This window comes from Psychroserpens sp. Hel_I_66 (genome assembly GCF_000799465.1).
Lineage (GTDB): Bacteria > Bacteroidota > Bacteroidia > Flavobacteriales > Flavobacteriaceae > Psychroserpens.
Genome location: NZ_JUGU01000001.1, coordinates 1,531,635 through 1,545,000 on the forward strand (window position 1 = coordinate 1,531,635; position 13,366 = coordinate 1,545,000).

The 13,366-nt window shown below is 33.2% G+C and carries 14 protein-coding genes; all 14 read left to right on the forward strand.

Translation table 11 applies throughout. The features are described from left to right. Positions 1-82 precede the first annotated feature (82 nt). The 14 genes from GQ40_RS06950 to GQ40_RS17810 all read left to right on the forward strand — a co-directional run bounded on the left by GQ40_RS06950 (position 83) and on the right by GQ40_RS17810 (position 13,341). Complete coding sequence (locus tag GQ40_RS06950) at positions 83-607, forward strand: hypothetical protein (protein WP_047551620.1); 525 nt, start codon at positions 83-85, stop codon at positions 605-607. Between the two features lie 19 nt (positions 608-626). After that, on the forward strand, positions 627-1,367 hold the full coding sequence (locus tag GQ40_RS06955; RefSeq protein ID WP_047551623.1) for a hypothetical protein: 741 nt from the start codon (positions 627-629) through the stop codon (positions 1,365-1,367). Positions 1,368-1,500: 133 nt separating this feature from the next. Beyond that, the gene (locus GQ40_RS06960; protein WP_047546977.1) at positions 1,501-2,109 is read left to right on the forward strand and encodes a hypothetical protein; all 609 of its coding nucleotides are present in this window, start codon (positions 1,501-1,503) and stop codon (positions 2,107-2,109) included. A 225-nt stretch (positions 2,110-2,334) separates the two neighbouring features. Continuing rightward, positions 2,335-2,601 carry a GNAT family N-acetyltransferase gene (locus tag GQ40_RS06965; protein WP_081990182.1) on the forward strand — a complete coding sequence of 89 codons (267 nt, stop codon included), beginning with the start codon at positions 2,335-2,337 and terminating at the stop codon, positions 2,599-2,601. Positions 2,602-2,659: 58 nt separating this feature from the next. Then, positions 2,660-3,004, forward strand: coding sequence for a DUF2834 domain-containing protein (locus GQ40_RS06970; protein WP_047551626.1), 345 nt, complete (start codon positions 2,660-2,662; stop codon positions 3,002-3,004). A 21-nt stretch (positions 3,005-3,025) separates the two neighbouring features. Continuing rightward, positions 3,026-3,442, forward strand: a complete 417-nt coding sequence (locus GQ40_RS06975; RefSeq protein ID WP_047546980.1) for a hypothetical protein — start codon at positions 3,026-3,028, stop codon at positions 3,440-3,442. A gap of 122 nt (positions 3,443-3,564) precedes the next feature. After that, positions 3,565-4,242 carry a tRNA (guanosine(37)-N1)-methyltransferase TrmD gene (gene trmD / locus GQ40_RS06980; protein ID WP_047546982.1) on the forward strand — a complete coding sequence of 226 codons (678 nt, stop codon included), beginning with the start codon at positions 3,565-3,567 and terminating at the stop codon, positions 4,240-4,242. Between the two features lie 148 nt (positions 4,243-4,390). After that, positions 4,391-4,741: a 50S ribosomal protein L19 gene (rplS, locus tag GQ40_RS06985; protein ID WP_047546984.1), complete on the forward strand. Its 351-nt coding sequence runs from the start codon at positions 4,391-4,393 to the stop codon at positions 4,739-4,741. 865 nt (positions 4,742-5,606) lie between these two features. Next, the gene (locus GQ40_RS06990; protein WP_047546986.1) at positions 5,607-7,826 is read left to right on the forward strand and encodes an NADP-dependent isocitrate dehydrogenase; all 2,220 of its coding nucleotides are present in this window, start codon (positions 5,607-5,609) and stop codon (positions 7,824-7,826) included. A 135-nt stretch (positions 7,827-7,961) separates the two neighbouring features. Further along, entirely contained in the window at positions 7,962-8,897 is a 936-nt protein-coding gene (locus GQ40_RS06995) for a threonine/serine dehydratase (protein WP_047546988.1), read from the forward strand. Between the two features lie 57 nt (positions 8,898-8,954). Next, a complete protein-coding gene (locus tag GQ40_RS07000) occupies positions 8,955-11,330 on the forward strand; it encodes a TonB-dependent receptor (RefSeq protein WP_047546989.1) in 2,376 nt (791 codons plus the stop codon). 3 nt (positions 11,331-11,333) lie between these two features. Then, positions 11,334-12,146 carry a DUF4249 domain-containing protein gene (locus GQ40_RS07005; RefSeq protein WP_047546991.1) on the forward strand — a complete coding sequence of 271 codons (813 nt, stop codon included), beginning with the start codon at positions 11,334-11,336 and terminating at the stop codon, positions 12,144-12,146. A 150-nt stretch (positions 12,147-12,296) separates the two neighbouring features. Then, positions 12,297-13,115, forward strand: a complete 819-nt coding sequence (murQ, locus tag GQ40_RS07010; protein ID WP_047551629.1) for an N-acetylmuramic acid 6-phosphate etherase — start codon at positions 12,297-12,299, stop codon at positions 13,113-13,115. Next, on the forward strand, positions 13,105-13,341 hold the full coding sequence (locus GQ40_RS17810; RefSeq protein WP_047546993.1) for a DUF6095 family protein: 237 nt from the start codon (positions 13,105-13,107) through the stop codon (positions 13,339-13,341). The genes murQ and GQ40_RS17810 overlap by 11 nt, the downstream gene beginning before the upstream one ends. The last annotated feature ends 25 nt before the right edge of the window (positions 13,342-13,366 follow it).

Sequence of the window (13,366 nt, forward strand, 5' to 3'; positions counted from 1 at the left end):
TTAAAAGGTGGGATTTTTTTTGTCTTGAAGCAACCTTTTTAATGTTTTTGCATCTATGGTACATAACAATAAATCAATCGCTATGAAATTAAAATCTATTGCAACGCTACTTTTGTGTTGCTGCTTCTCGCTTCAATCTTGTTGGCTTACAGATGCTGAAGACGACCTACCTCCCCTAATTCAAGATTATTATGAACCCGTGACGATGCAACGGTCTGATTTTATGACAACCACATCATTACAGACCTCTCCCGAAATGATCGTAAACTCAGGGAAAATCTATGTAAAGGATAATTTTATTTTTATAAATGAGCGCAATAAGGGATTTCATATCATTGATAATACAGATCCTACAAATCCGCAAAATATTGCTTTTCTCAACGTTTTGGGATCTTCAGATTTAACGATAAAGGGAAATGCGATTTATGTGAATAACGCTACCGATTTATTGGCTATTTCATTAAACCTGCAAGAAGGCACTATGCAGATTACCAAACGTGTGCCCAATGCTTTTCCGCAGATAAGTTCTCCTTTTGGAAACGAATATTATGGGGTGAATGAGGATGAAATCGTTGTGGATTGGATTCTTAACGAAACTATCAACTAACCAAAAAATGAAGATCAAAATGAAAACATATATAATTATAATTTTAGCGATAGTCGCATTTGGATGTGATTCGGATTCGTCGGATTCTGGAATCTCCCAAAATTCTTCGGAAACCGGAAAAGCAGGTTCGCTTGCTCGTTTCACAACCTACAATGATTATTTGTACACAGTTGATAATTCAACACTAAATGTCTTTAGCATTGTAGACCTGTCAAACCCGGTAAAAATAAATGATGTTCAAATAGGTTTCAATATTGAGACATTGTTTAACTACAAACAGTATCTATATATTGGTTCTCAAAACGGAATGTTCATTTATAGCGTTCAAAATCCAGAGGAGCCTTTATATCTTTCCGAAGTACAGCATTTTACTGCTTGTGATCCCGTTGTCGCAAATGCAACACATGCTTATGTGACATTGCATGCGGATATTGGTTGCGGAACGACCATAAACGTGCTAGAAATCTATGATGTAAACGATGTACTACAACCGGTTTTTATCTCAAGAAGAAACCTAACAAAACCAATTGGTTTGGGTTTATATGGTGATTATCTTATTGTTTGCGATGACGAAGTCAAGATTTTTGATGTTTCAGATCCTACGGAAACCACACTCGTGCATTCTATAAATAGAGATGCTTTTGATGTTATTGTGAATAATGATACACTTATTTTAATAGGAGAAAATGGACTTTATCAATACAGCCTCAATCCAAACAATATTCAAAACACCCAAGAATTAAGCACGATCAACATCTAAATCTTATTTTTGACCGTATATAATTTATAAAATTTAGCCTTGCATTTTGTGAGGCTAAATTATATACTTTTTACACTATAAATTATTATATTGCCAACTATTAAATAGCAATCAATTTTCAACCAAACCAAAAATGAAATTTTTTAAAACCCTTTTATTCACCGCATTAACGCTTTTCGTATTCAATAACTCAAATGCCCAAAACTCTGATGATGATGAAAAACTGTCATTAAACAGTGGCACTATAGATAACCAATTTGAATATGTGATTAGACGATCTAACAGTTGGCAAGATTATAAAACCGTAAAGAAAACATGGTTATATACCTTAAAAGCGCATACGATAGATTCTCTTAATGCAGTACGTAAAGATTTAGTAGATACGCAAGCTGTTGTAGAAACGCAAGCTAAAGAAATTGAAGATTTAAAGGCTAATCTAAGCAATACAAAAACCAACTTAGACGATACCATTGCAGAAAAGGATAGTATGGAGCTTTTTGGTATCCCAATGACGAAGCCAAATTATAGTTTAACACTTTGGAGCATTGTTGGTATATTGGCTATTTTATTGTTATTTTTTGTATATAAATACCGAAATAGTAATGCTATTACAAAGCAGTCTAATAAAAGTTTAGCAGAAATAGAAGAAGAATTTGAAGAGCACAGACGCAATGCTTTAGAGCGTGAGCAAAAAGTAAGACGTCAATTGCAGGATATGATCAATGAACAGAAAAAGAGCTAATCATTTAATAATGAAATGGAATCAACAATTCCATTAGTTTTTTTTACTATAAAGGAATTTTATAATGTCAAAAAAATCTGTAATTTTAATTACAGATTTTTTTATAATTTTTAATCGCAACAAATTACAGGACCTAAGTGAGCTAGTACCTTTTTTAATAACTGTCTTATATTCCATAAACAAGATTTTAACTTTGAAGCAGCCAAAAAAGTTTTAAAACAACTCATGATTAAAAATGATTCTATCATTGATATGGCGCTTCAAGAAAATCAAGCAATCGGGTTTGTGCAATTATATCATTTCTATTCTTCAGTATCAATGAAATCAATGTATTTGCTCAACGATTTATTTGTAAATTCAAAACACCATAATAAAGGTATTGACGAAACTTTAGTTAATCGTGTTAAAAATTCATGCAAATCATTGAACAATAAAGGTTTATCCATACAAACAGCTTTTAATAACCCAACGCAACAACTATGTGAACTATAAGGCTGTCGAAGGTTACCGATTTCCACTTTTTTTTGGAGTAATGAATAACACATTTATAATGAAATTTAAACACCTATACCTCCTACTTGCCATTTTAGGATTTGCTTATACATGGTATTTTAATATTCAGTTTTACCTAACGGAAACAGACACATCTATAACAAATTTTATTACCTTGACCAAAACAACACTTCCAGCGCAATCTATTGTTGCTGACTTATCTGTAGTCGTAATAACATTTTTAGTATGGATGATTTATGAATCTTTTAAATTGAAAATTCCATTTTGGTGGGTAATTATACCGCTAACGTTTTTGGTTGCTATTGCTTTCAGTTTCCCGTTGTTTTTATATATGAGAGCCAATCGTTTGGAAAAAATTGAGTTTGAAAAAAGTTACAATTAAAATAAAATCTAAAACATTAAGATGAACATTAAACCCAAAACAATTACTAGAGGATTTATCACTGCAGGAATAATGAATATGTCTGTCTTAATATTTTCAAGACTATTTAATAATCCTGTTATTTCTCAATCTGATCCTGATGTAATGTCAAATTTTGGTTTGTTAATGATTGTTATTTGGGGTTTAGCGTATATTTCTGTCGCAAAAACATACCATCATGCTAAATGGCTAATTTTAGTGTTTGCTATCGAAAAATTGATCTATGGTGTTATTTGGACAATGTGGATGTTCAACAATTCTGTGGCAGATGTTTTTGACAAAGACATCATGGCTGGAGCTTTCTTTTCCGTTTACGGTATTAATGATTGGCTGTTTTTTGTGTTTTTCGTTTTTGTGTTTTTCCAATTGCATTTTGATAATAAAGAAACTCCGGAATAGGTTTAAAACGCAATTGCTTTGGATTTTCATATTTCCGAAGACCTACTAATAATCAATTCAAAAAAAACAATTCCGTAAATACCTCAATTAAAGTTACCTTTGCCTTCTCTAAAATTATACCCATGCGCATAGATATCATAACCGTTTTACCAGAATTGCTTAAGAGTCCTTTTGAAGCCTCTATCTTAAAACGAGCTATTGAAGCTAATTTGGTAAGTGTACATTTTCATAACCTTAGGGATTTTGCAACTGGTGGCTACAAAGCTATTGACGACACTCAGTTTGGCGGTGGCGCAGGCATGGTAATGATGGTAGAACCTATTGACAAATGCATTACCAAATTAAAAAGCGAGCGTAACTATGATGAGATCATTTATATGACTCCAGATGGTGAACGTCTGAACCAAAGTATTGCTAACCAAGTATCTTTAAAAGAAAATATTATTATTCTTTGTGGTCACTACAAGGGTGTAGACCAACGTGTTCGAGATAAATTTATAACACGGGAAATTTCTATTGGTGATTATGTATTGTCTGGTGGCGAATTAGGCGCTGCTGTGTTATGCGATGCTGTAATACGATTAATACCTGGCGTTTTGGGTAACGAAACCTCTGCATTGACCGATTCCTTTCAAGATGGATTGTTAGCTCCTCCTATCTATACAAAACCACGAGAATACGATGGAATGAAAGTTCCTGAGATTTTATTTAGCGGAAATTTTCCTGAAATTGAAAAATGGCGTGAAGAACAAGCCTATTTAAGGACTGAAAAACTCCGCCCAGATTTGCTTGAGGATTGAAATTTGCCAAGTTTGAAATTTTCAAAATCAATTTAAATTTTGTTGTTTGGAAATTCAAATAATTAATTATCTTTGCACCCACTTTTGGATTAACCTCTGGCGAAAATCGTGAATGTTGGTTCGAAACAACTATTATAAATAATAAAAGATGAGTTCTTTAGTAAAATTTGTACAAGACGAATTTGTAACAAAAAAAGATTTTCCAGAATTTGGAGCAGGAGATACAATCACTGTTTACTACGAAATTAGAGAAGGAGAAAAAGTACGTACACAGTTCTTTAGAGGTGTTGTACTACAAGTAAAAGGAACAGGTAGTTCCCAAACATTTACCATTAGAAAAATGTCTGGTACCGTTGGTGTTGAGCGTATTTTTCCAATTAACTTACCAGCACTTCAAAAAATTGAAGTCAACAAAAAAGGTAAAGTTAGAAGAGCAAGAATCTTTTACTTTAGAGGTCTTACTGGTAAAAAAGCTAGAATCAAAGAAGTTAGAAGATAAACTTCAAACATATAATTCTATTAAAACCTTGATACTTTATCAAGGTTTTTTTATTTGTGGTTATCAACAAAAGTTAATAACCATGGTTTATAAAATGTGAATATCTATATGTAGATATAATTTGCAATTATTAAGCAAAATAGTAAATTAGCTAAATAATTAACAACATAGGATATATGTTTTTGAATTTTATTTCAAATTTATGTTAATTGTTTAAAGAAACGTTCTTTAATATTGTATTGTTTTTTGAGGTTTTGACGATTGTATGTGTATACATATAGTTTAAAAACCATGAAGCTTAATGTATATTAAATGCCCAAACAGTTGATATATATGAAGTGGAAAGCTTAGAAAAAGTAACAGGATCGAAAGTGAATGTGAATAGGAAGAGCAATGTTTATTAAAATATCTAACACGCAAGTGAAAGATTTAGAGATAAAGATCAAGAAAAGCAATCAAAACGAAACCCAGTAGTAACAGGTCAATACATTTTGAAAGTTACAAAGAGTTTCATTGATGTAGTGGTACTTGAACCATAAAGTGACAACCGAACGTAAGTTCAACAGTCTAAACGTTAGCTTTGCTAACTAGGTCATTAACACTATATCAAAAAAAGCCATGTCAAGGTAGTCAGCTACAGTGATATGGCTTTTATTTTTAATATCCATTTTAATCTTTTTTAGAATTTGGCATATTTACCAACTATACATAACTTCAAAGTGAATCACAATTTCAATTAAAATTACAATTGGCATTGTTTTTCTTTAAAAGGCATTTAAATCCACTTTACAAACCCACTGTAATTTCGTATATTCGCACAGCTTAAAAAGCATTCAAATTTCATACAATAAATTAAATATTTCTTATGGCAAATACTCCTACTATTATTTATACTAAAACAGATGAGGCACCAGCACTAGCAACGCATTCATTATTACCTATTATAAAGTCATTTACCAAATCGTCACATATAAATGTGGAAAGCAGAGATATTTCTTTAGCTGGACGTATTTTGGCAAATTTTTCTGATTTTTTAACAGAGTCACAACGCGTGCCAGATGCTTTAGCAGAATTAGGAGAGCTTGCAAAAAGTCCAGAGGCAAATATTATCAAATTACCAAATATTAGTGCTTCCCTTCCGCAGTTAAAAGACGCTATAGAAGAACTTCAAGAAAAAGGCTATAAATTGCCAAACTATCCTGACGAGCCACAAAATGATGATGAAAAATCTATTAAAACACGTTACGATAAAATTAAAGGTAGTGCGGTAAACCCTGTGTTGCGTGAAGGAAATTCCGATAGACGTGCGCCAAAAGCAGTTAAGAATTTTGCAAAAATGAATCCACATTCTATGGGTAAATGGTCTGCAGATTCTAAAACACACGTTGCCACTATGTCTAAAGGCGACTTTGCACACAACGAAAAATCTGTAACGCTAGAGGATCCAACTACAGTAAAAATTGTACATACCGATGGGTCTGGAAATAAAACCGTTTTAAAAGATGGATTAAATCTTTTAAAAGGTGAGATCATTGATGCTACAGTAATGAGCAAAAAAGCATTAGTTGAATTTTTAGAAGAACAAGTTGAAGATGCTTTAGATAAAAGTGTATTGTTTTCTTTACATATGAAAGCGACTATGATGAAAGTATCTGATCCAATCATTTTTGGACATGCGGTAAAAGTATTTTTCAAAGATCTTTTTGAAAAACATGGCAGTGCTTTTGAAAAAATTGGTGTTGATGTTAATAATGGTTTTGGAGGTCTTTTATCTAAATTAGGCGAATTACCAGAAGATAAACGAGACGAAGTTAGAGAAGATATAAGATTTGCATTAGACCATGGCCCAGATTTGGCAATGGTAAATAGTGATCGTGGTATTACAAACTTACACGTACCAAGTGATGTAATAATTGATGCTTCTATGCCAGCAATGATTCGTACTTCTGGTAAAATGTGGAATGCAGATGGAAAACAACAAGACACAAAAGCTGTAATTCCAGATAGTAGTTATGCAGGTATTTATACAGCAACAATTAACTTCTGTAAAAAACATGGCGCTTTTGACCCAACAACAATGGGAACTGTTCCTAATGTTGGACTTATGGCTCAAAAAGCAGAAGAATACGGTTCTCACGATAAAACTTTTGAAATTCCTACTAAAGGCAAAGTAGAAGTTATCGATGCGTCAGAAAAGGTGTTAACATCACATAAAGTTGAGCAAGGAGATATCTGGAGAATGTGTCAAGTAAAAGATGCACCAATTCAAGATTGGGTAAAATTAGCTGTCACTCGTGCAAGAGCATCCAAAACTCCTGCTGTTTTTTGGTTAGATAAAAACAGAGCTCACGATGCTGAGTTAATCAAAAAAGTGAATAAGTATTTACCAAATCACGATACTTCAGGTTTAGATATCAAAATTTTATCCCCTATAAAAGCGACTGAATTTACTTTAGAAAGAATCAAAGATGGCAAAGATACCATCTCTGTAACTGGTAATGTGTTGCGTGATTATCTTACAGATCTATTTCCAATATTAGAATTGGGAACCAGTGCAAAAATGTTATCAATCGTTCCTTTGATGAATGGAGGTGGCCTATTTGAAACTGGAGCTGGAGGTTCTGCACCAAAACACGTACAGCAATTTACCGAAGAGAATCACTTACGTTGGGATTCCCTTGGTGAATATTTAGCGCTTGCTGTATCTTTAGAGCACTTCGGAAATGTAAACAATAATAAAAAAGCAATCATTTTATCTGAAGCTTTAGATGAAGCAACAGAGAAATTATTGTCTAACGGAAAATCTCCATCTAGAAAAGTAAAAGAATTAGATAACAGAGGAAGTCACTTCTACTTATCGCTTTTCTGGGCAGAAGCACTAGCAAACCAAACCAAAGATGAAGATCTTAAACATGAATTTGCAGAAGTATTCAGAGACTTGCAAGCACATGAAGTTAAAATTGTCAAAGAGTTAAATAAAGTTCAAGGACAGTTAATAGATATTGGAGGCTATTACGAACCGAATGAAGATTTGGTTTCTAAAGCGATGAGACCAAGTGATACGTTGAATAAAATAATTGGTTAGAATAATAACCAAATGAAATAAACAAAAAGACCGTCCCAGAGACGGTCTTTTTTTCATTTTGACCAATTTTGATTTCTTATTAAACAATCTAAATGCAATCCTAATAAAAATTATACAAAATTGTAACTTTACATTATGACAAAAGAACAACTCATTGCTTGCCATAATAGAATCAAACCCTATATCCATAACACACCAGTCTTGACCTCAAGGCTTATAAATACCATTGTAAATGCAGATCTTTATTTTAAATGCGAGAATTTCCAAAAAATGGGATCTTACAAAATGCGAGGTGCTACAAATGCTGTAATGCAACTTAGCGAAGACCAGAGATCTAAAGGGGTTGTAACCCATTCATCTGGAAATTTTGCGCAAGCTTTATCTCTAGCATCACAAAGTTTAGATGTAAAAGCAACTATTGTTATGCCATCAAATTCTCCAATAGTGAAAAAAAATGCTGTCAAAGAATATGGAGGACATATTATTGAATGCGAATCTACTCTAGAAGCACGAGAAGCAGCTTCAAACGCCATAGTTCGTGATAGTGGTGCAACATTTATTCATCCGTCAAATGATCTGGATGTTATTTTAGGACAAGGGACGTCTTGCTTAGAATTACTTTTCGAACAATCAGATCTCGATTATGTATTTTGTCCAATTGGTGGTGGCGGACTCATTGCTGGTACTGCTTTAGCTGCGGAATATTTTGGTAATAATTGTGAAGTAATTGGTAGTGAACCTCTAGAAGCAGATGATGCTTATCGTTCTCTAAAAAGCGGAAAAATTGAAACCAACATAACAGCAAACACTATTGCAGATGGCTTACGAACACAATTAGGCCATCATAATTTTCCAATTATTCAAAAACACGTCAAGCAAATTATTAGAGTAACCGAAACTGAAATAATTGAAGGCATGCGATTAATTTGGGAACGGATGAAAATCATTATCGAACCCTCAAGTGCTGTAGCTTTTGCTGCTGTTTTAAAAGAAAAAGAACAATTCAAAAATAAAAAAATTGGCATTATTATTTCTGGCGGAAATGTAGATGTCAATAATTTACCCTTTTAATAATTAATTAACTTATAAAGATATAATCGTCAGATAGTTCTTTCTTAATTTTGCTAAATGTTATCATTCAAAAAAAGCCTCTTATTTATAGTTTTCTTAGCTGTTAATTTTGCTTTTGCTCAAGAAAAATTCACCTTAAGTGGCACAGTTACTGATGCCAATAGTAACGAAACCCTCATTGGCGTAAATGTCATTTTTCCAGATTTACAAACAGGAACCAATACAAATGAATATGGCTTCTACTCTATTTCTCTACCAAAAGGGGACTATAAAGTTCAAATTAGCTATTTAGGTTATACGACTATTACTGAAAATATATCCTTTTCCGAAGATAAAACCATCAATTACAAACTTGTTGAATCTTCCCAAAGTCTTGACGAAGTCGTAATCAAACAAGATGTTGAAAAGCTCAATATAAAGAAGCCTCAAATGAGTGTCAACGCGCTTTCTATAAACACCATCAAACAAATGCCTGTGGTCTTGGGTGAGGTGGATGTGATTAAATCGATTACACTACTTCCTGGTGTTACCAATGCTGGTGAGGGTTCTTCTGGATTTAATGTGAGAGGTGGCGCGGTTGATCAAAACCTGATTTTATTGGATGAGGCAACGATTTTTAATTCGTCACATCTTTTTGGGTTCTTTTCTGTATTTAATCCAGATGCCATAAAAGACATTAAATTGTATAAAGGTGGGATTCCCGCAAAATATGGTGGACGCGTATCATCGGTTTTGGATATTTACCAAAAAGATGGAAACAGTAACGAATTTCACATGAATGGTGGGATTGGCATTGTATCGAGCAGATTACTCGCTGAAGGTCCAATCAAAAAAGGAAAAGGCTCTTTTTTATTTGGCGGTCGAAGTAGTTATGCGCATTTATTCCTTCCTCTTTTTGATATTGATAATATTGCTTATTTCTATGATCTAAACACCAAATTGAGTTATAGATTTAATGATAGAAATAGTGTTTTTCTTTCGGGTTACTTCGGAAGGGATGTATTTAATATTTCAGATAGTTTTGAAAATACTTACGGAAATACGGTGTTAAACTTTAGATGGAATCACTTGTTTTCAGACAAGTTATTTTCTAACATGTCTTTAATATACTCCGATTACTACTACGGTCTAAATTTAAATTTTGTTGAGTTTGATTGGGATTCTGGAATTCAAAATTTCAATTTCAAGTATGACTTAAAACACTATATCACTAATAATTTCAAGTTAGAATATGGAGTAAATAGTATTTATTACAAATTTAATCCTGGAGATATAAAGCCATCCAGCGAAACTTCAGGAATAAATCCTTTTAAATTAATTGATAAGTATGCATTTGAAAATGCAGTTTATATGGATGCAGAGCATAATATTTCAGATAAACTGGCATTATCGTATGGCATGCGATTGAGTTCCTTTTTAAGATTGGGTCAAGATGAGCTCAATGTTTACGAAAATGATAATCCGTTAATTTTCAATGAACAGCTTCAAATCTATGAAAAAGCAGAGCCTATTGCGACGGAGAATTTCCGAAGAAAAGATATAATTAAATCCTTTGCCAACTTAGAACCTCGATTCTCACTTGCATATCAATTAAATGATAACTCATCTGTAAAAGCAAGTTATAATAGAATGACGCAGTATTTACATTTATTATCAAATACGTCTTCACCAACTCCTCTTGATGTTTGGACGCCTAGCGGTAAATATGTAAAACCACAATTATTAGATCAAGTTGCTGTTGGTTATTTTAGAACGTTTAAAGATAATTTATACTCTCTGGAAGTAGAAAGTTTCTATAAAACCATTAAAAACAGAATCGATTATACCGATGGTGCGAACCTAATCGCCAATAATGCCATTGAACAGGTTATTTTAAATGGAAGAGCCCGAGCATATGGCCTGGAAGTTCTATTCAAAAAAAATGAAGGTAAATTTAAAGGCTGGTTTGCATATACCTTATCAAAATCTGAACAACAAACCGAAGGAAGAACACCTGCAGAAACAGGAATTAATAATGGCGAATGGTACAATACTGGATTTGACAAAACGCACGATATTTCTATAACTACTAGTTATGATTTAAATAAAAAATGGACATTTGGTAGTAATTTCCTGTTTCAAACCGGTCAGCCAACTACATTTCCAAACGGGCAATATGAATATAACGGAATCACAATTCCTAACTACGAATCCAGAAATTCAAGTAGGTTACCCGCTTATCATAGAATAGATATTTCAGCCACATACAATCCAAATCCAGATTCTCAAAAACGTTTGAAAGGTGAATGGGTCTTCGGGATTTATAATCTTTATAATAGAAGAAATGCTGCATCAATCTCCTTTGGGGAAAACCGTATGACAGGAAGAAATGATGCGACTAGATTGGCGATATTTGGGATAATTCCTTCAGTATCTTATAATTTTAAATTTTAAGCGATGAAAAAATATGTATATATATTATTGGTGTTTTTTACATTTTCATGTGAAGATGTTATAGACGTCGATCTCAATAATGCAGAACCAAAGTTGGTTATTGATGCATCAATAAACTGGTTTAAGGGTACTGCTGGTAATGAACAACAAATAAAATTAACCCTATCTGCTCCCTATTTTAATGACGAGGTTCCTCCAGCAAATGGAGCTCAAGTGAGCATTACAAAAGCAAGCGATGATGTTTTTATATTTACCGAAGATGCATCGACTGGGATTTATAAAAACAACATTTTTATTCCGCAAATTAACGAAAGTTACACCTTAGAAATCATCTACCAAGGAGAAACCTACACAGCTACCGAAACTTTAAAATCTGTAGTTGATATCGATTATGTAGAGCAAAACGATGAAGGCGGATTCACAGGAGAAGAAACAGAGCTCAAAGCCTTTTACACCGATCCTGCTAATGAAGAAAATTTCTATTTCTTTGAATTCATAAGTGATATTCCAGAAATACCAAGCCTTGAAGTTTATGAAGACCGATTTACAGATGGCAATCAAATTTTTGGATTCTACACCGAAGAAGAACTGGCAATCGGAGATCAAGTCACCATAAGAAATTATGGAGTTTCTGAGCAGTTTTATGAGTTTATGTTCATTTTACTTCAGCAAAATTCCGAAGAAGGAGGTGGTCCATTTGAAACCCAACCTGCGACTGTTCGAGGTAATTGCATCAATGAAACAAATCCAGAAAATTTCCCTTTTGGGTATTTTAGATTATCAGAAGTAGCAGAGTTAATATATACCGTAGAGTAAAACGTTCATCTTAAAAATAATAATTTGGGCGTTTCCCTTTAAAGTAAAAACTTTAAAGGGTCGTGTCATCCGCTATATCTTTTTGTGAAAAACAAAAAGGATGTCGCTTCTACCACTAACGCGAAAGAAAATTTTGGCTATTTTTACAATATGACATTCACAAAAACTACCGAGCAAGATTCAAATTACAATCATTTAGAAAAAATGACTATAAATGAATTATTAACCAATATAAACAGCGAAGATCAATCTGTCCCATTAGCTGTAGAAAAAGTTATTCCGCAAATTGAAAAATTAGTAGATCAAATAGTTGTTAAATTAAAAACTGGAGGTCGCTTATTCTATATTGGTGCTGGCACTAGTGGTCGTTTGGGTATTTTAGACGCTTCAGAATGTCCACCAACTTTTGGTGTGTCTCACAATATGGTCGTCGGTCTCATAGCTGGTGGTGATAAAGCCATTAGAAAAGCTGTCGAATTTGCAGAAGATTCAACGACTCAAGGGTGGAAAGATTTAGAAGAATACAATATGACTTCAAACGATGTTGTTATTGGTATTGCTGCGTCAGGCACAACACCATACGTGATTTCTGCATTAGAAAAATGTAATTCAAATAATATCATTACAGGTTGTATCACGTGTAATCAAAATAGTCCTTTATCAAACGTCTCAATATATCCTATAGAAGTTGTGGTGGGTCCAGAGTTTGTAACAGGAAGTTCAAGAATGAAAGCAGGTACCGCACAAAAATTAGTTTTGAATATGATTTCAACAGCTACCATGATTAAGCTCAATAAAGTAAAAGGAAATAAAATGGTAGACATGCAATTGAGTAATCACAAGCTGGTAGAAAGAGGAATTAAAATGCTTTCCAAAGAATTAAATATAACTGAAGTAGAGGCTAAACATTTACTAGAAAAATACAAAAACGTAAGAACAGCTATTCAAAATTATAAGCATGCAAACTGAAACAAAACGAACCAATAAAGAGGTCTTAGCAAAAGGAATTAAGACCATGGGACTAACACTTGTACTTATGTTTCTTGGGCCTATCCTGTTCTATATTGGATTAAGCAATCCCGACAAACCCTTGTACATACCCATTCTCCTTGTAGCTGGCATACTATGCTTTCTTTCTATTTACTTTGCTTTTAAAGGCTTAAAAACCATAATGGATAGCATGTTTAAAAAGTAAAAACAATCCTAGGCCTTAAGTGTAG